Here is a 19,789-nt window from a genome sequence, read left to right as displayed (position 1 = left end):
TGTGCAAGAGTAAACTCCACCGCCCTTTGGAGAAGTGGAATTTAAATTTTCATTTTAGGGGCTGAAAAACACAATCTTGCCACTCTCGTTTTTTTATGCTTCATATGATATAATCTATCTATAGAAAATGCCTGTTCCGACAGGCTTAAAATACTTGCGTCTGCTCTTATCGGAAGCACTCCGCAGAAAACGAGGTGGCTTTATGCCCGGATTTACTACACACTATATCTTAGGAATGAAGGCCTACAATGACCTTCCCAACAATCAGTTAAAATATATCATTGCCAAATACCGCTGGCTCTACCAGCTAGGCCTGCAGGGGCCGGATATGTTTTTCTACAACATTCCCGTTCTGCGCCACCGGGACTACCGCAACGTTGGCTCCTACATGCATGAACATCACATCCAGGACTTCTTTGTCTGCTATCTGCAGCATTTAAGCGAAGTGAAATCCCGTCAGCAGAGAGAAGAAGGACTGGCCTACTTCTGTGGCTATTTAAATCACTACATCGGGGATTCCATCTGCCATCCTTATGTATATGGACGCATCGGCTACGATGCCAAGTCTCCAAACAGCCAGGCCCATGGCCGCCACGCTTCCCTGGAGAATGACATTGATGCCATACTCCTGTGGAAATACAAGCACAAAAAACCATCCCAGTTCAACCAGGCAGCAACCATCTGCTTAAACGGCATGGAAACCCAGTTTATCTCCCGTTTCCTTGCCGACTGTATCAATGAGACGTACTATCCCATCACCTACAGCAACAACTTCCAGGTAACCCCTGCCATGATCCACCGTTCCATTCTGGCTCTGCGCTTCGGCTGCCGGACCCTGGCAGACCCAAAGGGATCCAAACGCAATAAAATTGCCTTCGTGGAGAAGCTGGTCCTGAAAAATCCGGTGGCATCCCAGAAGCTGGTCACCGACGAGATCAATAACCCACGTGAAGTCCTGAACATCGACCACGACATCTGGTGCAACCCCTGGGACCGCAGGCTTGCCTCCCGCGCATCCTTCCCGGATCTGTTCCGCCAGTGCCTGCATAAAAGCAATGACGTTTATGCCATCATCAACTCCTATCTGACTGGTGAACTGCCATCCACAAGAGAAAGCATGGACCGGTTGTTAAATGAGCTTGGGAGTTATTCGTATCACAGCGGACTGCATGTGCCGGATTAAGCATATCGGATGAAGGAATTAACGGCCGTGCCTGGCTCATCCGCAATATGCAGTACAAACAAAAGAAAAGATGGAGACCAGCGATCCCTACCGGATCACCTGGTCTCCATCTTTCATACAGTAATGCTTTTCTATATTCAGTTCTTTCATCCACGCCTTGGTCTCCGGCGTTGTATACCGATCTCCTTCATTGTCCCACAGCCACTGCGGTGTCGGCCACATACAGATCTTTGGGCTGACTGCCTCATAAAACTCCTTTGTCACAGCATGCTGTCCGTGGTGCGCCATCTGAACAATGTCGGCTTTTAAATCTTCCTTTGCAACGGTTTCCAGCACATGGTTTCCGCCATCTACCTGCAGATCGCCGGTAAACAGAATCGTCACGCCATTGACTAACATCCGGTAAACCATGCTGGCATCGTTTCCGTCCCGCTCGCCGATGTGGTCATCATCCGGCTCGTAGCGGTCATTTAACACGGTAATGCAGACATCGTCCACCAGGATCTCATCGTCCTTTTTCACCGGGCATGCCTCTCCCTTTGGAAGGGCCGCCAGTGCCTTGAGGATCGCATCTGCGGTGCCAAGATCCCCCAGTTCATGGGTCTTGTACCAGTCCAGGGATGCAAAATCATAGTAGATATGGTCGATGGTGATGCCGCTGTCCTTTCCCTCTGCCTCGCTCTGCAGGATGTTTAACAGGGCTCCCACATGATCGGTGTGGGCGTGAGTCAGAAACCAGGCGCTGACATGACCGCCGCGCTTTTGGATCTCTTCGGTCAGATGATCTGCATCATCCCACCATCCGCCGTCTACCACGATCAGGCTTCCCTCTTTTGTTTCCAGAAGAAAGGACATCATCTGGGCCTTGGTCTGTCCGGCTAACATGGTAAGCTCGGCTCCTCCAAGGATCGGTTCGGTCAGCGCATCGATTTCCTGCTCGCTTTTTCCCTGCGCCTCCAGCTCTTTTCGCTTTTCCCCTTCAGTCACCAGCTCTACGTTTTCGTAAGTTCCGCTGTTTCCGGTCTGCTCCGTCTTGTGGGCAGATTCCGTCGCTTTTCCCTGTTTTGCCCGCACTGCACCGCGTACTGCAAACACAATGCCAAAAACCAGCACCAGTACCAGAACGATTCCAAGGATCAGACTCCACACGTTCCTGTGCTGCCGGTAGCTGCGGTATCGTCTCGATGCGGCACGGTCGATGGGCATCTCCATCTGCCAGCCGATCTTTCTGCTTCCGCTTCTTCTAAATCTGTGTCTTCTGCCAAATCTTCTCATATAATCCCCTTGCTTTTTCCGCATTGCTGTGCTATGATGTTCAATATAATTCAATTTTAAGTTTTTTTGAACAGGAGGCCGCTATGAAACATCAAACTGACCACTCCCTTTCCGAGAAAAAATCACTGCTCGGACAGATTGACTGGTTTACCACACTGGTTCCCTTTTTCTGCATCCTGGCGCTCTGCGCCTGGTTTGTCGTAAGCCCGGAGCAGTCCACCGCTGCCATCGGCGCAGTCCGCAATTTCCTGGGCGATGAGATGGGCAGCTATTACCTCATCATCGGACTGGGCGTTTTCGTCTGCTCCCTCTACATTGCCTTTTCCCGGTTCGGCCAGATCCGCTTAGGCGATGCAGAGCGCCCGTTGTACTCCGGGTTCCAGTGGGGTTCCATGATCTTCACCGCCGGACTGGCGGCTGACATCCTATTCTACTCCTGCTGCGAATGGATCTTATATGCATCAGATCCTCATACAGCGGAAATGGGAACGGTACATGAGTGGGCTGCCACTTACCCGCTGTTCCACTGGGGACCGATCCCGTGGGGCTTCTATCTGGTGCTGTCCGCGGCATTCGGCTTCATGCTCCATGTCCGCAAACGCTCCCGCCAGAAATACTCCGAAGCCTGCCGTCCGGTTCTGGGAAACCGTGTGGATGGCTGGGCTGGAAAGCTCATCGACCTGATCGCAGTCTTCGCACTCCTCGCCGGAACCGCCACAACCTTCTCCCTGGCGACACCGCTTCTGGCAGGTGCCATCAGCAATGTGACCGGCATTCCGCAGAGCACCGGTCTGACCCTGGTCATTCTGGTTGTCGTATGCGCGATCTATACTTTCAGCGTCTACTTCGGCATGAAGGGTGTCCAGCTCTCCGCAGCAACCTGTACCTGGCTGTTCTTCGGTCTCCTGGCTTATGTATTCTTTTTTGGCGGCCAGACCCGCTTCATCATTGAAGAAGGCATCACCGCTTTGGGAAATATGACCCAGAACTTCATCGGTCTTTCCACCTGGACGGATTCCCTCAGGACCTCCTCCTTCCCGCAGACCTGGACCATTTTCTACTGGGCCTACTGGATGGTATGGTGCGTGGCTGTTCCGTTCTTCATCGGTTCCATCAGCAAGGGCCGCACGCTGCGCCAGGTTATCCTGGGCGGCTATGTATTCGGTCTTTCCGGAACCTTTACTTCCTTTATTATTATGGGAAACTACGGACTCGGCCTGCAGATGCACGGAAAGCTGGATGTGCTCTCCTCCTATGCCGCAGACGGAAACCTCTATCAGGCGATCCTGGATATTTTGGGACAGCTGCCGCTCTCCAAAGCCGTGCTCGTCCTGTTAGTCCTGTGCATGATCACCTTCTATTCCACATCCTTTGACTCCATCACCATGGTGGCTTCCACCTACACGTATAAGGAGTTAAAGAGTGATGAGGAGCCGCACCGGAACGTGAAGCTGTTCTGGGCGATCTTCCTGATTCTGCTGCCGCTGGCCCTGATCTTTTCCGAGAACTCCATGTCCAACCTGCAGACTGTATCCATCATCGCGGCCTTCCCGGTCGGCATCATCATGCTGCTGATCATCACGTCATTCTTCAAGGATGCGGATGCGTACTTAAAAGAGCAAAAATAAATCCATGAAAAATTGCCTGCGGCAATGGGATTTTTGCTTTCTAGCCCATGTTTTCGTACGGTCAGCGCAGTGAATGCGCAGACCTACTGAACAGTTATTTATTTTCTTTGCTACACGCAACAATGTTCTGCGTTTCCTCCACGATGTAGATCGGCCGGTCTTTCAGTTCGCTGAACAAAATCGCGATGTACTCTCCGATAATGCCAACGATCAGAAACAGGATCGCAAACATAAAGCAATTTAAGATCACGATCGTGGCATAGCCGCTCGGCGCTCCCTGGCGGGTAAACAAGGTGTACACCATCACCACCACACCCAGAAGTGCCGCAAATGCTCCGGCATAGATACCGAGTTTTAACGGCAGGTTGGAAAAGCACATGATCGTGTTCATGGAGAACGCCAGCAGCTTTCGCAAGCTGTACTTGCTCTCTCCTGCCACCCGGTCGTGCGCCTCGTAGGTGATGGTTGCCTTCTGAAAGCCGATGCTCTGGACGTATCCCCGCAGGAAGCGCACCTTCTCACGGTAATTCTTCCGGAGCACATCTGCCGCTTCCTTCGATACTGCAAAAAAGTCCGATGCGTTCGGCTCAAATTTCACGTCGGAAAGGGTGTTGATGACCCAGTAAAAGCCAGCCGATGTGATGTTCTTGATGAGCCCCGCTGATTTGTTTTTTGTGCGCACCATGCTGATGACGCCGCAGCCTTCCTCAAACTTGCGCACAATCTCCGGCAGACATTCCGGCGGGTGCTGCAGATCTGCATCCATGCAGACGATCCCGTCGCCCTTTGCGTAATCGATTCCGGCGATCATGGCTGCCTCATGCCCGAAGTTCCGTGAGAAGGAAACAACCTTCACCTTCTCATCGTGGGCTGCAAACTCCCTTAGTATGGAAAGGCTGTCATCGCGGCTTCCGTCATTAACAAAGAGCAGCTCATAGTCCCATGGCAAAATCTCCAGGATCAGCTTCGTTGTCTCGTAAAACAGCGGCAGGGCCTGTTCTTCGTTGTAGACCGAAACCACTACCGATAATTTCTTTTCCATCATGCTTCCTCGTCTATGCTTCTTCGTCAAATACTTTGATGTCTACGGTGGAATGGGCTGGTACGCGCTCTGCCTCAGGCGGCAGCTTCATGTAGTCGCCGTATACCCAGGTCAGAACCTCATGCGCATGCTTCGATGCCATCAGTGTGGTGCCTGCAAATTCCACATCCGTAATTTCTTCACACCATTCCTTCTGGATCGTCACATACAGATAATCCGGCTGATAGTTGCTGTAGTAGCGCAGACTGCTGCGCCCATGTTTATCTTTTAAGGCTGCTGCATGCTGGAGCTTAAAGATCAGATTCATCGGAATCAGCTTTCCAACTGCAGATCCTCCACCCACCGCCAGCTTGTGGAACAGACTGTACTTGGAAAAATCCAGATGATAACGGTGTCCCATTGCCAGCAGGTAAATGCTCTTGTGAAGCAGACGGGTAAACCCTGCTGCTGCCTTGTTCTCCGGGAGCTCATCGATGATGAACAGATCTACCCAGAGGTGGTTTAACTTGCCCTCGTAATACTGCACCTCCGGCGTATTCTCATGACGGCGGCTGTTTTTATAAATGACGCGGGCTGTAAAGTCAAAGAACGCTTTGCCTCCCTGGAAATCCTCCGGCATCAGAAGCTCCATGGTATCCGGGAGTTCCCGTTTTACTACCTTTAAAAATGCCTCATAGTTGCTGCGGGTAAATGCAATATCCGCATCATCATCCCACGGGATGAAGCCTTTGTGGCGGACCGCTCCTAAAAGCGTGCCGCCGTCCAGCATATATTTGATCTTATATTTTCTGCAGATCCGGTCGATCTCTTTTAAAATTTTCAAGTTGATCTCATGGACCTTCGTTAAATCGTACTGCATATTCGCCCTCTTTTCCGGCTGTCGGATTTTCTTCGCAGCGAATCTGCCCGGCAGCCTGAGACTCTGTGTTGCTGTTCATACACTGCGCAAACAGCAACGGATTTTGCTGAAATGTTTTTCTCCAACGAACGGACTTATCTTTCCTGGTTGATTGCCTCACGGATCGTCTTAGCCATGTAATCGATCATCTCATCGCTCATGCCCGGGTACACACCCACCCAGAACGTATCCTGCATGATGCGGTCGGTGTTCTTTAAATCACCCACAACACGGTAGCCGCGGTTTTCTGCACGCATCTGGTCGAAGCACGGATGCTTGGTTAAGTTTCCGGCAAACAGCATACGGGTCTGGACACCTTTCTTCTCCACGTACTGGACCACTGCGTTGCGGTCCACGCCTTCCTTGCAGGTGATGAGGAATCCAAACCAGCTCGGTCTGGAGTTTTCACACGGCTCTGGCAGGATCAGCTTGTCTGTCGTATCGGCCAGAGCTGCCTTTAAGCGGTCGAAGTTATGGCGTCTGCGCTCTACAAAACCCGGGAATTTATCCAGCTGTGCACATCCGATGGATGCCTGCAGGTCGGTTGCCTTTAAGTTATATCCGAAATGAGAGTAAACATACTTGTGGTCATAGCCCAGCGGCAGCTCGCCGTACTGGCGGTCGAAGCGGTGTCCGCACAGGTTGTCCTTGCCGGACGGGCAGACACAGTCACGTCCCCAGTCACGGAAGGAGCGGATGATCTTATTGAGCAGCGGGTTATCGGTATAGACAGCACCGCCCTCGCCCATGGTCATATGGTGCGGCGGATAGAAGCTGGAGGTTCCGATATCACCCACGGTTCCGGTAAACTTCTCCACGCCGTCCAGTGTATAGCGGCTTCCCAGTGCATCACAGTTGTCCTCGATGAGCCACAGGTTATGGCGGTCACAGAACGCCTTCACTGCCTTTAAGTCGAACGGATTTCCCAGGGTATGGGCGATCATCACCGCCTTGGTCTTCTCAGAATAAGCAGCCTCTAACTGAGTCACGTCGATATTGTACTGCGGAATGGTCACATCCACGAATACCGGAACTGCGCCATACTGGATGGCCGGAGTCACGGTCGTCGGGAAACCGGCTGCCACGGTGATGATCTCATCGCCCGGGCGCACCTGGCGCTCCTTTAAGAGCGGGGAGGTCAGCGTCATAAACGCTGTTAAGTTTGCGGAGGAACCAGAGTTTACCAGTGCACAGTAGCGCACACCCAGATACTCTGCCAGCTTTGCCTCAAACTCATCGGTGTAGCGTCCGGAGGTCAGCCAGAATTCCAGTGCGCTGTCCACCAGATTTACCATCTCTGCTTCATCGTAAACGCGGGATGCATACGGAATGCGGTCTCCCGGTTCGTATTTCTTCTTATTATTAATATGATAGGTTCTGCAGTAATCCGCTACCAGGTCAAGTATTTCCTGGCGTGCCTGCTCCTGTGTTTTTTCCATATATTCATCTCCTATTTTGTTTCAATCAACGGGCAAAATCATTTTGCTCATCACCCATGGAAACTGGCAAATCCTTGCCAATCTCTGCCCTAGTCCTTACCGGTTTCAATATTCCTGGATCTGCGCATCCATCACCTGCTTCATGTCCTCCCCGGCCAGATACGCCTTCGACCAGACAATGGTCTTCTCGATCGCATCCTCAATATGCCAGTGCGGCTTCCAGCCAAAGGTTTTCTTAATCCTGGAACAATCAAGCTTTAAGAAGTTTGCCTCATGAGGACCTCCGTCATGCTTGTTGACCCAGGATGCACCCTCACCCCAGAGTTTGCAGAACAAGGTTACCAGCTCACCGGTCGTCACGCAGTCGCACTCATCCGGTCCTACATTATAATATCCCTGGTAAGTCCGGTCCTCATACTGTCTCTGGGCAATTTCCAGATACGCAAACAGCGGCTCCAATACATGCTGGAATGGTCTGGTAGAATACGGGTTTCGCACCACGATCTCTTTTTTTGCTGCCATGGCACGCACGCAGTCCGGGATGATCCGGTCGTTCGCAAAGTCGCCGCCGCCGATGACATTACCCGCACGTGCGGTAGAAATCGCGCAGTGTCCATCCGCAAAGAAGGATTTCTGGTAGCTGTGTGTTACCAGTTCCGAGCAGGATTTGCTGTTGGAGTAAGGATCGTAGCCATCTAACGGATCGCACTCCCGGTACCCGTACTCCCACTCCCGGTTCTCATAAACCTTATCCGTGGTGACATTTAAAAAGGACTTCACCGATGGAGTCTGGCGCACGCACTCCAGCACGTTCACCGTTCCCATGACATTAGTCTCATAGGTATAAACCGGATCCTTGTAGGAATCGCGCACGATCGGCTGTGCCGCCAGATGCAGCACAATTTGTGGCTGTACCCGGTCAAACACTTCCTTCAAATGCTTCAAGTCCCGGATGTCCCCGATCACACTGTCCATGGTTGTCTCCAGCCCGGCGATGGAAAATAAAGCCGGGTCAGTCGGTGCCTCGGCCGCATAGCCTGTCACCTGTGCTCCCGCAAGAGTCAGGATCCGGCACAGCCAGGAGCCTTTAAAACCAGTGTGTCCGGTTACCAGGACCTTCTTTCCCTGATAAAATTCCCTGCATGCATTCAGATCGTAATTCATATCATTCTCTCCCAATGGCCTCTGCATATCCGCAGCCAGCCCATTTTGTTTTTGCAGCACCCTGCACGTTTTCTATTCCTTCCAGATTTTCCATCGTGCTTTGCGCCGCACATTTATTCCTTCCAGATCTTCCACGGTGCCTTACCAGACTGCCACAGCTTCTCTAAAAGCTGCATTTCCCGCTGGGTATCCATGCACTGCCAGAAGCCGTCATGGTAGAAGGACATCAGCTGTCCCTCAGCTGCCAGGCGGCTCATCGGCTCCTGCTCAAACACCGTGGTGTCATCCTTTAAATAGGAAAAGACTTCCGGATTCAGCACCATAAAGCCGCCATTGATGATGGCTCCGTCCGAAGCTGCCTTCTCGCGGAAGGAACGGATCTCGTTATCCGGTCCGATATCCAGCACACCTTTCTGCTGGTCGATGCTGACCGTTGTAATGGTCGCGGTCTTTCCATGGGATTTGTGGAACTCCACCAGTCCCTTTAAATCTACGTTGCAGACACCGTCACCGTAGGTCAGCATAAACGGCTCATCCCCGATATACGGCTGAATGCGCTTTACACGGCCGCCGGTCATGGTATTTAACCCGGTATCAACCAGGGTTACCTTCCACGGCTCTGCATAATTGTTGTGGACCTCCATCTTGTTGTTCGCAAGGTCGAAGGTCACGTCGGAGGTATGCAGGAAATAATCTGCAAAGAACTCCTTGACCACATACTGCTTATATCCCAGGCAGATCACAAAATCGTGAAATCCAAACTCAGAATAGTATTTCATAATATGCCATAAGATCGGCCGTCCGCCGATCTCGATCATCGGCTTCGGCTTTAAATGACTTTCCTCGCTGATCCGGGTTCCCAGACCACCAGCCAGAATTACAACCTTCATCTTCTTTCCTCCGTTTTTTCCTCTCCGACCATTTCAGTCTCAAACTGACGGTTTTGTCGGTCGTACTCATTTTCTGTCGACGTCCTGTGCGCAGTCTCATTCCGTCTCCATCTCCTGCACATGCTGCGCACAACAGCTATGTTTATCTTAGTCCGCTGTCATTTTCAGTAACACTGCCAGACGGGTCACACCACGCTTCTCCAGTGCATTCGGCACAAAGAAGTTGCTCTCGAACCGCAGTGTCACCGGCTCATACGGATCTACCTGGATCGTGCATTCCTCATTCTGCTCCGTAAAGTTGATGTATTCCTTTGGCTCGCCGTTCACATACACGGTCAGCCACTGGTCCTTAGTCAGGTCACGCGGATAGTTGAAATTCAAATGAATCTCTCCGGTGCTTCCTGCCATCACCTGAACCGATGCGCGCTCATCCAGCCAGCCGTCGTCGTAAAATCCGTAGATCGGACGGCATTTAAATAATGAAGCTGCATGCGTGATATCCTGGAAGCGGTTGTTTTCCGGGTCCTCCTGGATCACCAGCATGTCATCGGTAATGAGTCCGATATCTCTCAGATCCTTGATGTGGACAACCTTCACGCAGTCCTCGCGGTTTAACCGGTCAAACACCCGGAAGAACTCTGCCTGGGTAAAATTATCCATCTCGAATTTATCGCCTACAATATAGATTGTTTTTCCGAAAATGCCAACACCGTACTGCCCGTAGGTTTCCTCTGCCAGCGCATTGTAGCGTTCCTGGTCAGCCCAGTAATACAGGTTCGGGAAAAGTCCCCGGTAATAATGCTCCACCGGAAGCATGAACAGCACATACAAGGTAAACAGGCTTAAGTACGGAAGCGCCTGAACCCAGCGGCCCCGCTTTGCCATCTGCTCCGTCAGCGTGCCGTACATCCAGGAAAGGAATAACAGCGCTGCCGCCAGGGAAACATACACCCAACGCATCTCCACACGGATCGTCACACTGGAGCAGACGATGCAGGCACCGATAAATGCCACAAACAAAAATGCTTTCTGCAGGTACGGCACGATTTTCTTACCCTTGTGCAGGACACGGATCACAAACGCCAGAACCAGAAATGCGATCATCAGGTCTGCCAGGGCAATGAGAATCGTTACCCACAGCGGAGCTTCCCGGAAGTTCTGCCCGTTTAAATGCTCCGGACCTGCGTTGATTCCAAAGATATAAGCGATCTGGCTCAGCACAAAATGCAGAACTGAACTGATCGACATGGTATCCACCACATCCGTTCCGCCGGTTCCTGGAGGGGAAATGGTTCCGATAAAAATAAAACGCAGAAGCTGGATCAGGGCAAAACCGGCTGTCGGCGCAGCCCAGAGCTTCCAGTTCTTCGAAAGCTTAAATACCAGGGAAAAGTAAAACAGCGGAAGCAGCACCATATAGCGCTCATGGACCAGGCAGACACAAAAATACAAAACTGCAGCCAGATAAAATTTCCGGCTTCCTTCTGCCTCATCCTCACTGCCTAAATACTCCAGCAGGAAATACAAAATCCCAAGCGCCATCCACATCGCCATGGTTTCCATGAGTCCCAGTGCCTGACCGATCTGATAGTAGGACATGCGGGACATCAAAAACATGACCGCACAGAGAATTCCCACATACGCAGAATGGCTGAACCGTTTTGCCATGCGGTAAAGATTGTAGGCAAGGCAAGAGTTCAGCACAATATTAAAAGGCACATACCAGTTGATATGAGTGCCGAATAATTTCATTTCCGTCCATGCCACCAGATTATACAGGGCACGGAAACGGGTTCCGCCGCTGGTAAACACCGCCGCGATAAACGGGTTATCGTTAAAGCAGAACCACTGGTAGAGATCATCCATGTAAAGGCCCTTGATCTCCATATGGCGGTTTACTACAAAGGCAAAGGCCGTCAGCAGGATCAGGATCAGGGCTTCGCTTTTCAAAACGTCTGCCCGTTTGGTCCACTGGTCCTGCATGGCCTCCGCCTTCTGCTTTCCGCTAAATTTCATCTTTTCCATAATTATATACTCCAATCAGCAGGCGCTTTCTTTGCGCCTTCTCGATATACAATGCAAATTTCGTTACGCTGCTGCCTGCGGCAGAACTTTCCGTTTTGCAAATTCCCGCCTGTGAGCATCAGCGAATATTCCCGCTGCTATCCCTCTTCGTACGCAGAATATGCCTTGCGGTAAAAATGCATGAGCAGCTTTACCACCGACTTCGGCCAGATTTTTGCGTACATGGCCGTTTCATCTGCCGCACGCTGGTGATTTTCGATGCAGGCCTTTGTCGTTGCCCCATCGTGGATCCGGTAGCGGATCAGCGGGCGCTCCACGCACACGAAACGTCCCGGGCGCTCTGCCAGCTTCCACATGGTATCCCAGTCCAGCGCAAATTTATAAGGAGAATCAAACAGCGGTGCGCCAAGCGCTTCTTTATTATAAGTACAGGAAGGACAGATGATGGGGTTTCCAAACATCAGCGCCGCTTTCTTCACCCAGGTCCGGTCTGCCAGAACGTGCAGACGCAGCGGCAGGCGCAGAAGCATTTTGATAAATTGGATCATGCCCGGGCGCATTAAGGTCTCCCCTTTTAAGATCGCGCAATCCGTGGTAAACACAGTCGTATCCGGATAGCGTGCCCAGCATCGTTTTACTTCCGCTGCGTAATCCCGGTGATAGCAGTCATCCTGATGTGCGATCGTCACCAGACGGGTATCCGCCTTCTCGTATGCGAAATTCCAGTCATCCTGGATATCGCTCTTTCCCTCCCGCACATAGAGCGGGATATCGTGGATCTTCGACATCGCCTCCAGAAACGGACTCGGTGTGGAAGTGCAGAGAATGATCTTTGACTTTACCGACTGCCGCTTCAGGGAATGAATGCAGGCATCCAGATACGGAGAATCCTTATAAGCGCAGATTGCAAAGGTATGATCGGGCATCCTAACGGCCTCCTTCCTGTTTTTACTTTGTTTCTCTTTTTTGTTTTGTTATTTGTTTTCTTTCCAGCCTTTCCGAAAGCATTCTTCTTTCGTACCGGTTTTTTCTTTATTATCTATGGGATTTCTCGTATACTTACTCTTCAAAAAATGCCTCTTCCAGCATCAGACACAGTGCATGATAAATCGGAAGATGCAGTTCCTGAATCTTAAATGTCTCAGGCTCCGGCACAATGATCGCCACATCGGCACGTTTTCCTAAAAGACCGCCGTCTTTTCCGGTCAGACCGATGACGCTTAAGCCTTTCGCCTTCGCAACGGTCACGGCATAATCCACATTTTTGGAATTTCCGGAGGTAGATATCCCCAGGAATACATCGCCTTTGTCCCCATATCCACAGACCTGCTGGGCGAAGATCATATCCGCATCTACATCATTGGCAAATGCCGTGGAAAGTCCCGGGTGTCCATCTAAGGCAATAGCCCGTAAACTGCCCTGCAGACTGCGTGCGAGCTCTGCCCCGTGACCGGCATGCTCCTCTGCCAGGCGTTTCTGCAATTCTTCGCTTAACGGGCGACGCTTTTTAAAGCCCTTCATCAGCTCGCCAACGATGTGCTCCGCATCCGCGCAGCTTCCGCCGTTTCCGGCAACCAGAAGCTTTCCGCCGTTTTCATAGCAGGCTTTTAACATCTCATAAGCCTTCAAAATATCATCCCGGTTCTTATTTAAGACCGGGTAACGCACAAACAGTTCCTCAAAGATTTCCTGCTGTTTCTCTGTTAATTTCATCGTATGCCTCCAACAAATCTTCTGCGTACAGATCGTAGGGGAAATCTCCCTGTTTTTTCTGCTCCTCATGAACCCCGGCACCATACCCGGTTCCCACCAGCACAGTGCGGACTCCGTAATTGCGTCCGGCTTCGATATCGATCAGCTTATCACCGATCATCCAGGACTTGCTTTTATCCACAGTAAAATCCTGCTCTGCCATCTCAAACATGCCGGTCTCCGGCTTTCTGCAATGGCACTGGATCTTGTACTTTCCGATGCCATGCTCCGGGTGATGCGGGCAGTAATAAAATGCGTCAATGCCCGCTCCCGCTTTTTCCAGCAGCTCGTTCATGTAACGGTGTAGTTCTTTTACATCGTCCTCGGTATAGTAGCCGCGGGCCACACCGGCCTGGTTGGTGATCACTACCAGCTTATAGCCCTGCTCTTTAAATGCCTTTAAAGCCTCCGGCACTCCGGGCAGAAGCACCAGATCTTCTTTGCGGTGCAGGTAGTTGACTTCTTCATTCAGCGTACCGTCCCGGTCCAGAAATATTACTTTTTCCATGCTATGTTCCTATTTCTACGTGCTTCCCGGACAGACAAAACTTTTCCCGTCCGGATCTCGTTAAATTCTTTCCAATTTTCCAAAATACTACAATTTGAATTCGTAGTCTCCGTTTGGCAGATGCACCTTCACCTCGTTGTAGTCCCAGCGGTTTTCATCCGCGATCCAGGACTGGGCGCCGCGCAGCTCAAAGTTCCAGTCTGCCAGCTGACCACCCATCTGCTCCATGCGGTCTGCCACCTTGTGCTTGACATTGTACGGGCAGTACATCAGAAGGTAACCGCCGCCACCGGCGCCAAGAAGCTTTCCGCCCAGCGCACCGGCCTTAATGGCCTCATCGTAAAGCTCGTCGATCTGCGGGTTGGTGATCTTGCTGCTCATGCGCTTTTTGCTCTGCCAGCCATAATCCAAAAGCTTACCAAAGCTGTGCAGATTGCCGCGCAGAAGCTCATCCTTCATCGCGTAGGCAAGGGCTTTCACCTCGCACATGGCATCGAAGGCATCTTTCTTTTCGTAGTTTTTCACCTGATCCTTGATGATGTTCGCCGACACATGGATGTTGCCGGTATAACATAAAAGCAAGTTGTACTGCAGCTCGTGCAGAATATCTTTCTTGATGCGCAGCGGGTTTACCACCACGTTGTTGCGACCGTGGAACTCAATAAAGTTGATGCCGCCGAAGGTTGCCGCATACTGGTCCTGATAGCCGCCGTCAATCTTTAAATCCTCACGCTCGACCTGGTAAGCCAGATCTGCCAGGCGGTACGCATCCATCTCAATGCCCTTCCAGCGTGCCATGGCCGTAAGTAAGGAAACCATAACGGTAGAAGAAGTTCCAAGACCGGAACCGGCCGGAGCATCACACTGTAAGTAAACCTCGCAGCCCTGGTTGATATCCATGGCCTTTAAGGCAGCGGTTACCAGATCCAGCCGTCCATCGTAAACGAAGTTCTCCTTCGCATTGTATTTGACGGTCATATCAAAGTCCAGAGAGTGGACGATAATCTGGTCATCCTCTCTCGGAACGATGGAACAGTACGCATATTTGTTGATGGTGCTGCCGATAATGGCTCCGCCCTGCTCTACACAGAAAGGTGCCACGTCTGTACCGCCGCCGCCGAAGCTGACACGGAGCGGTGCACGTCCTCTGATTACCATACCACAACTCCTTTCTTTACATCTTCCATAAACTGATAATATGCCTCCGGAATGCCAATGTCGATAAAGTAACCGTCATTGACAAAGCCGCCTAAGCGCCGGCCCTCCTTCAGCCATTTCGGGATCATCTCGTTTTCCAGGGAAACCTTTCCCGCCGGAATCTCGTCCAGCAGCGCACGCTTCATCAGGTACACACCGCCATTGATGGTGCCCGGCTTTGCCTCCGGACTCTTCTCATTAAAGCCGGTGAGCCGTCCATCTTCCAGAATGGCTGCCCCGTAACGGGAAATGTCCGGCACCTCGCGAAGCACCAGTGCCATGTCAAGATCCGCCTCCTGCTGCATGGATACCAGACGGCTGTAGTCGATCTGGTAAAAGGTATCCGCATTCAGGACGAAAAAGCTGTCCTCGGTCACAAATCTGCCGGCATTTTTAATGGCCCCGGCTGTTCCGAGAAGTTCTTCCTCATAAGCATAGTGAACGGTGATGGGTGTTCCATCCGGAGCTAAAAACCCGCTCCCGTCCCCGAAATACTCCTCCACCATGGAACCCTTATAACCCACGGCAAAGATAATATCCGTGATGCCGTGCTTTGAAAGTTCATGCACCACATACTCCATAAAAGGCTTCTCGCCGATCAGTGCCATCGGCTTCGGGCGGTCACTCACCACACTCCGAAGCCTGGTACCCAGACCGCCGGCCAGTAAAATTGTCTGCATTTCTATATTCTCCTATCTCTTAAAATCATCCTCGATAACCTTCCATGCTGCATCCATGCTGAAATGCGTGCGGATGTAGCTCTGGGTCTTCTCGCAGAGTGCCTTGCAGCCCTCCGGACTCTGGTAAAGACGGGTCACGGTCTCGGCAAATGCCTCCGGCTCGTCCTCCACCAACAGGACATCCTCCACCTGCGGGATTCCCTCCGCACCGATGGATGTCGTCACGATCGGGGCACCGTTGTAGATTGCCTCGACCACCTTGCCCTTCACGCCTGCACCGTAACGCAGCGGTACAACCACCACGCGGCAGGTCGCATAAAGCTCACTCAATTCTTCTTCGGATACAAAGCCCTTGATGATGATGCCATTGCCCGGCTGCTGCAGAGCTTTGATTTCATCGGTTACCTTAGATCCAACCACAATAAACTCTGGCGGAGTGACTCCGGCTGCCTCCATCTTCTGACGGATGCGCGGGTAAATATCCTTTGCAAACCAGAGCACTGCATCTGCATTCGGCGGATGTGCGAAGCCACCGACGAATAAGAGACCATTGCGCTTCGCAAAGTCTTCCTGTATGTCGGACTTGAACTCATCAAACACATACGCGGTGATATCCTTCACGTTGAGGGTTGGGTCGATTTCATGGATCGCATCACGCTCAATGTAAGACGGGTAGTAAGAAACGGCCGCCTTGCTCATCAGCGTAAACTCAATGGATTTCCAGTATTCCGCATCTTCGCGGATCTTCGGATCTTTCGTGATCTGGTACTCACGGCTTTCCCGCAGCCAGTGCAGGTCATGTCCGTAATAGATCACCTTGATATCGGTATTGTCTAAAATATAATCAATGTATTTGGATGCGATGTGCGGGCGGTTCAAGTACGCCACTGCAATGTCATCGCCGTGGTCACGCAGCCAGTCCCAAATCTTGACCTGGTACTCCGGTCCGTATAACACCTCGATGCCCATCTGCTCCAGCTCGCTGGTATACGGCTCCTCGTTCATGAAGTTATCACCGAGGAACTTCACCACATAGCCCTTCTTTAAGAACATCTTTAAGTACTGGTACGTGGTCTTGGAACCGGCGTCCTTATCGTAGGTCGGCACATAGTGGTCCACCACCAGAATGATCGGCTTGCCCATGCTGCGCTCTCTGGCACGGAACGGATCCGGATTGCCATCGTTCTCGCACTGCTTTGCAAACTCGTCTGCCCATTTTTCTTTCAGCTTCTTGCTGTTGGCAACCTGGTAACGCTTTAAGCCGGTGCCCTGTACATCGGTACCGTTGGAAACACCCTCAAAGTGGATGACCTTGGACTTCGGCTGGTATACCACGCGGTAACCTGCCTTGCGCACCTCAAATGCCAGGTCAGAGTCCTCGCAGTAGGCCGGTGCAAACCGGGTATCAAAGCCGCCGATCTGGTTCCACAGCTCGTTGGAAAGCAGGATCGCTGCACCGGAAATGTAGTCCACGTCCTTGACGTAGTTGTACTCCGGCTTATCCGGATTATCCAGACGGCCATAATTCCAGCCGGAACCATCGCTCCAGATGATGCCGCCTGCTTCCTGCAGACGTCCATCCGGGTAAACCAGCTTGGAGCCTACCATACCGATGGTCGGGTCAGACTCGATGAGCTGAACCAGGGAAGAGAGCCAGTTTTCGGTCACCTGGGTGTCGTTGTTTAAGAACATCACATACTTACCGCGGGCATGACGCGCTGCGTTGTTGCAGTTGCGTAAAAAGCCCTGGTTTGTGCTGTTTCTGCAGATGACCAGTCCTTCCGCGTACTCGGAAAGATGCTCGGTCGCATCCGTGGACACATCGTCCGCGATGATGACCTCATAAGAAACATCCTTCGTGTGCTCTAAAATAGAAAGCAGGCACGCGTAGGTATAGTGGATCTGGTTGTATACCGGAATGATGATGGAAACGGTCGGATTCTCCACCTTCTCAAACTTCAGGCGGCCGTGTTCCCGGTAAATCTCACCGATGTTGAAATCGCCATCACGCAGGTTTCGTCCCTCCGGTGTCGAGTAAAGCTTCATGGAGCGAAGCGGATGCAGCATGTATTCTTTCTTATAATGAAGCTTCTTTCGCTCTACCGATCCCTTTGGATACTTCTGGTTAAACTTATCGCCCAGCTTCCGGCGGATCTTAAAGAGAATCGCCTCATGCTTATTTAAGTAATTCAGGGTCTTTGCCATCTCCCCGATCTCATGCTCATGGTTATGGATGATGGCCTCTAAGTTCGTTACATGGTTGTTAGTCAGACGCTGAACTTCCGTGATCTTGCGGATGGTCACATCCTTCTCACGGCTGTGGATCTTCATCTGCTCAATGCGCTCCCTTGCCCGCGCAAGGTCACTCTCCGTCTGGCGGATGTCACGCACGGTACGGGAATAAACCATGTAATTGCCCAGGTAGAGCTGCTGGTTCTCACCGTGCACATAATTCTGGAAGTTCACTTCCATCTTCCGGTATACTTCTGCCATCTCCGGCGTGATACCGAACGAATCCAGGATCTGCTCTAAGGTCAGCTGTTTTAACACACTGCTGTACTGCTCATAAAAATAGTACAGAATGCGGTATTTCACAAAATGCTCCGGAACCGGGAATAAGAACACCCACTCGTAGTCCAGACAGTAGATGCCCTCCCGCGTCAGCAGCATATTCTCAAACAAGGCATCGATGTTGGAAACCTCGCAGGCGGTATCGGAAAGCAGCAGATTCTGCTCCTCCTCCGTTAAGTCCGCGCCAAACACCTCTGCGAACTCTGCGGTTCTGGTAAACGCACTGCGGCACTCCGGGCTGATGTCGTAGATCTGGTTCATGACGATCTGCAGCACATCCAGCGGAAGCTGTCCGCACTCTAACTGCTCCCCCAGCTTCTCCGCACAGGTCTGCCCCACAAGATACGGGAAATAAACCGAATTGCGGTGCTCGGCAAACTTTGGCTCCGTTACCTTTAAGGTCCGGTGCTGCTTCGTCAGTTTTTCATATTTTTCTTTGAAAGAAGCGATGTGGGCGCTGCCATCCAGGCTTAAAGCAGCTTTTTCCACGTAGCGCTCTTTTTTGACCGATGCTGCTGCACTGCTGTTTCCAGCCGCTGCACCAGATGTTTCCGACATTCCTGCTGCATTTCGCTCACAGATACAGGTCTTGATCTGGAATTTTTCTCTTCTTGTCTTGTTATATTTGATAAAAATCCGCTCATCATCCTTGTGAAGCTGCTTTGGATCTGCGCTCCAGAACACCAGATAAGCGTTTGCATATAAGTCGAACAGCCCTGCCTCGCAGACCGTGTCAAACTTCTCGCCCATCTCCATCATGTGATATGGCGGGTAATCGTACGCCGGGGTTACCCGGGTCAGATCGCCCTTCTTCGGCAGATACGCGTCGGAATAAATGCTCACCGGAGTCTTATAGTCCGGCATCGGATAATAAAACTTCAGGGCACCGCTTTCCTCTGCCATGCTCTGTGTCTCTTTTTCACCGCAGAGAAGCTCCGTTAACTGGCGCTTCGTCAGGGCATTCTCCTCCTCGGAAGTTCCAGCAAAATACTTCATGCCAAGCGCATTGGCTGCTGCCACGATCAGAATACCGGTCGGCTTCAGCAGCGATTTTGCCGCACGGATATGCTCCTCATACGGTGCTGCCAGTGTTCCGGCAAAAATCACATAGTCGTACTTTTTCCCCTCGGCGCAGGCTTCCCCTGCAAAGCCCATCAGGCTGTCCTTGCAATAATGAATGTTTGCTGCACCCGGATAACGCTGTCTTACCGTCTCCAGCGCAGACTCCGTCTCATCCAGCACAGTGACCTGCTTCACGCTGGTGCGCAGCAGTCCGGTCAGCGCACCATAATCGGCACCAACCTGCAGCACCTCTGCATCCGGCTCAAACTCATACCACTCAAGCAGGAGCTCCCGCTGGGAAGAGAGGGCATACAGAAGGTCCAACCGGTGGTTGTCCTGTAAGATGGAGCGGATATCCCCGCGGTGCTCCGAAAGGAGCGCCTGTATCTCATCATCAATCTTTCTCATGCTCTAAAAACCTCTTTCTTATGTTCACGTTCTGTATTCTGCCAGCTGCAATGTGCGATTCCGTTCT

At 51.7% G+C, this 19,789-nt stretch carries 15 protein-coding genes; 2 read left to right on the top strand and 13 right to left on the bottom strand.

From position 1 onward, the window contains the following. Positions 1-127 precede the first annotated feature (127 nt). Positions 128-1,183: a zinc dependent phospholipase C family protein gene (locus tag DXB18_RS05455; protein ID WP_347560855.1), complete on the top strand. Its 1,056-nt coding sequence runs from the start codon at positions 128-130 to the stop codon at positions 1,181-1,183. An 87-nt stretch (positions 1,184-1,270) separates the two neighbouring features. On the opposite strand, the gene DXB18_RS05450 is transcribed toward DXB18_RS05455, so the two are convergent. Beyond that, positions 1,271-2,458, bottom strand: a complete 1,188-nt coding sequence (locus tag DXB18_RS05450) for an MBL fold metallo-hydrolase (protein ID WP_182430482.1) — start codon at positions 2,456-2,458, stop codon at positions 1,271-1,273. Positions 2,459-2,541: 83 nt separating this feature from the next. Here DXB18_RS05450 and DXB18_RS05445 point away from each other — a divergent pair, with 83 nt between their 5' ends. Continuing rightward, positions 2,542-4,086: a BCCT family transporter gene (locus DXB18_RS05445; RefSeq protein ID WP_118706455.1), complete on the top strand. Its 1,545-nt coding sequence runs from the start codon at positions 2,542-2,544 to the stop codon at positions 4,084-4,086. A 94-nt stretch (positions 4,087-4,180) separates the two neighbouring features. On the opposite strand, the gene DXB18_RS05440 is transcribed toward DXB18_RS05445, so the two are convergent. The 12 genes from DXB18_RS05440 to DXB18_RS05385 form a co-directional block, all read right to left on the bottom strand. Further along, positions 4,181-5,128, bottom strand: a complete 948-nt coding sequence (locus DXB18_RS05440; protein ID WP_118706453.1) for a glycosyltransferase family 2 protein — start codon at positions 5,126-5,128, stop codon at positions 4,181-4,183. Positions 5,129-5,141: 13 nt separating this feature from the next. Beyond that, positions 5,142-5,987 carry a LicD family protein gene (locus DXB18_RS05435; protein ID WP_118540262.1) on the bottom strand — a complete coding sequence of 282 codons (846 nt, stop codon included), beginning with the start codon at positions 5,985-5,987 and terminating at the stop codon, positions 5,142-5,144. Between the two features lie 134 nt (positions 5,988-6,121). Next, on the bottom strand, positions 6,122-7,465 hold the full coding sequence (gene rfbH / locus DXB18_RS05430) for a lipopolysaccharide biosynthesis protein RfbH (RefSeq protein ID WP_118706451.1): 1,344 nt from the start codon (positions 7,463-7,465) through the stop codon (positions 6,122-6,124). A 105-nt stretch (positions 7,466-7,570) separates the two neighbouring features. Further along, positions 7,571-8,629, bottom strand: a complete 1,059-nt coding sequence (gene rfbG / locus DXB18_RS05425; protein ID WP_118706449.1) for a CDP-glucose 4,6-dehydratase — start codon at positions 8,627-8,629, stop codon at positions 7,571-7,573. Positions 8,630-8,742: 113 nt separating this feature from the next. Then, on the bottom strand, positions 8,743-9,519 hold the full coding sequence (rfbF, locus tag DXB18_RS05420; protein ID WP_118540265.1) for a glucose-1-phosphate cytidylyltransferase: 777 nt from the start codon (positions 9,517-9,519) through the stop codon (positions 8,743-8,745). A 147-nt stretch (positions 9,520-9,666) separates the two neighbouring features. Beyond that, entirely contained in the window at positions 9,667-11,544 is a 1,878-nt protein-coding gene (locus tag DXB18_RS05415) for a hypothetical protein (protein WP_118706447.1), read from the bottom strand. A gap of 137 nt (positions 11,545-11,681) precedes the next feature. Further along, complete coding sequence (locus DXB18_RS05410; protein WP_118706445.1) at positions 11,682-12,470, bottom strand: glycosyltransferase family 2 protein; 789 nt, start codon at positions 12,468-12,470, stop codon at positions 11,682-11,684. 133 nt (positions 12,471-12,603) lie between these two features. Continuing rightward, the gene (locus tag DXB18_RS05405; protein WP_118706443.1) at positions 12,604-13,257 is read right to left on the bottom strand and encodes an SIS domain-containing protein; all 654 of its coding nucleotides are present in this window, start codon (positions 13,255-13,257) and stop codon (positions 12,604-12,606) included. Beyond that, positions 13,223-13,804: a D-glycero-beta-D-manno-heptose 1,7-bisphosphate 7-phosphatase gene (gene gmhB, locus DXB18_RS05400; RefSeq protein ID WP_118706441.1), complete on the bottom strand. Its 582-nt coding sequence runs from the start codon at positions 13,802-13,804 to the stop codon at positions 13,223-13,225. Before gmhB ends, DXB18_RS05405 begins: the two co-directional genes overlap by 35 nt. Positions 13,805-13,891: 87 nt before the next feature. Continuing rightward, positions 13,892-14,962 carry a GHMP kinase gene (locus DXB18_RS05395; protein WP_118540270.1) on the bottom strand — a complete coding sequence of 357 codons (1,071 nt, stop codon included), beginning with the start codon at positions 14,960-14,962 and terminating at the stop codon, positions 13,892-13,894. Continuing rightward, entirely contained in the window at positions 14,956-15,681 is a 726-nt protein-coding gene (locus tag DXB18_RS05390) for a nucleotidyltransferase family protein (protein ID WP_118706439.1), read from the bottom strand. Before DXB18_RS05390 ends, DXB18_RS05395 begins: the two co-directional genes overlap by 7 nt. Positions 15,682-15,693: 12 nt before the next feature. Continuing rightward, complete coding sequence (locus DXB18_RS05385) at positions 15,694-19,722, bottom strand: glycosyltransferase (protein ID WP_118706437.1); 4,029 nt, start codon at positions 19,720-19,722, stop codon at positions 15,694-15,696. Between the last annotated feature and the right edge of the window lie 67 nt (positions 19,723-19,789).

This window comes from Clostridium sp. OM02-18AC (assembly GCF_003481825.1).
Taxonomy (GTDB): domain Bacteria; phylum Bacillota; class Clostridia; order Lachnospirales; family Lachnospiraceae; genus Brotaphodocola.
Note: the sequence above shows the minus strand (reverse complement) of the source record. Positions and strands in the feature narration are given on the sequence as shown.

Excerpts from the sequence above, each read along its gene's own strand:
- DXB18_RS05410 (WP_118706445.1), bottom strand. The coding sequence starts at position 12,470 with ATGCCCGATCATACCTTTGCAATCTGCGCTTATAAGGATTCTCCGTAT.
- DXB18_RS05390 (WP_118706439.1), bottom strand. The coding sequence starts at position 15,681 with ATGCAGACAATTTTACTGGCCGGCGGTCTGGGTACCAGGCTTCGGAGT.
- DXB18_RS05395 (WP_118540270.1), bottom strand. The coding sequence starts at position 14,962 with ATGGTAATCAGAGGACGTGCACCGCTCCGTGTCAGCTTCGGCGGCGGC.
- DXB18_RS05385 (WP_118706437.1), bottom strand. The coding sequence starts at position 19,722 with ATGAGAAAGATTGATGATGAGATACAGGCGCTCCTTTCGGAGCACCGC.
- DXB18_RS05450 (WP_182430482.1), bottom strand. The coding sequence starts at position 2,458 with ATGAGAAGATTTGGCAGAAGACACAGATTTAGAAGAAGCGGAAGCAGA.
- rfbF (WP_118540265.1), bottom strand. The coding sequence starts at position 9,519 with ATGAAGGTTGTAATTCTGGCTGGTGGTCTGGGAACCCGGATCAGCGAG.
- DXB18_RS05445 (WP_118706455.1), top strand. The coding sequence starts at position 2,542 with ATGAAACATCAAACTGACCACTCCCTTTCCGAGAAAAAATCACTGCTC.
- DXB18_RS05405 (WP_118706443.1), bottom strand. The coding sequence starts at position 13,257 with ATGAAATTAACAGAGAAACAGCAGGAAATCTTTGAGGAACTGTTTGTG.
- DXB18_RS05440 (WP_118706453.1), bottom strand. The coding sequence starts at position 5,128 with ATGGAAAAGAAATTATCGGTAGTGGTTTCGGTCTACAACGAAGAACAG.
- rfbG (WP_118706449.1), bottom strand. The coding sequence starts at position 8,629 with ATGAATTACGATCTGAATGCATGCAGGGAATTTTATCAGGGAAAGAAG.
- DXB18_RS05455 (WP_347560855.1), top strand. The coding sequence starts at position 128 with ATGCCTGTTCCGACAGGCTTAAAATACTTGCGTCTGCTCTTATCGGAA.
- gmhB (WP_118706441.1), bottom strand. The coding sequence starts at position 13,804 with ATGGAAAAAGTAATATTTCTGGACCGGGACGGTACGCTGAATGAAGAA.
- DXB18_RS05435 (WP_118540262.1), bottom strand. The coding sequence starts at position 5,987 with ATGCAGTACGATTTAACGAAGGTCCATGAGATCAACTTGAAAATTTTA.
- rfbH (WP_118706451.1), bottom strand. The coding sequence starts at position 7,465 with ATGGAAAAAACACAGGAGCAGGCACGCCAGGAAATACTTGACCTGGTA.
- DXB18_RS05415 (WP_118706447.1), bottom strand. The coding sequence starts at position 11,544 with ATGGAAAAGATGAAATTTAGCGGAAAGCAGAAGGCGGAGGCCATGCAG.